The sequence below is a fragment of the Methylobacterium sp. A54F genome (assembly GCF_053346035.1).
Genome location: NZ_JBKFBF010000050.1, coordinates 1 through 449, shown reverse-complemented (window position 1 = coordinate 449; position 449 = coordinate 1). Strand labels below are relative to the sequence as shown.

General features: G+C 76.4%; 1 pseudogene. It reads left to right on the top strand.

Annotated features, from left to right (window positions below):
- Positions 1-449, top strand: a pseudogene (locus ACLBXP_RS25270) (ABC transporter substrate-binding protein); the annotation flags it as partial.

Below are 449 nucleotides of genomic sequence, written 5' to 3'. Positions count from 1 at the left end.
CGGCGCGGACCTGCGCGACTCGGCCCTGCGCGAGTTCGCCCTCGTCACCCGCGGCCCCGAGCACGACGTGGTGGCGGTGGCCGACGAGGCCGGGCAGTTCGGCCCCAACCTCGTCTACAACACCGCCGCGCCCCGCCCCGTCGTCGGCACGCAAGGGCTCGTGCCCGCCGCCTGGGGCCGGGCGGTGGAGGCCTGGGCGGCGGTGCAACTGCAGGAGCGCTTCCGCAAGCTCGCAAGCCCTGCCCGTGACATGCCTGCCCGCGAGATGGACCCGGTGGACTGGGCCGGCTGGATGGCGGTCCACGCGGTCGGCGAGGCCGCCGTGCAGCTGCGCTCGGCCGATCCCGACCGGGTGCGGGACCTCATCCTGTCCCCGGCCTTCGAGGTCGGCGGCTTCAAGGGGCGCGCCCTCGGCTTCCGGCCCTGGAACGGGCAGCTGCGCCAGCCCG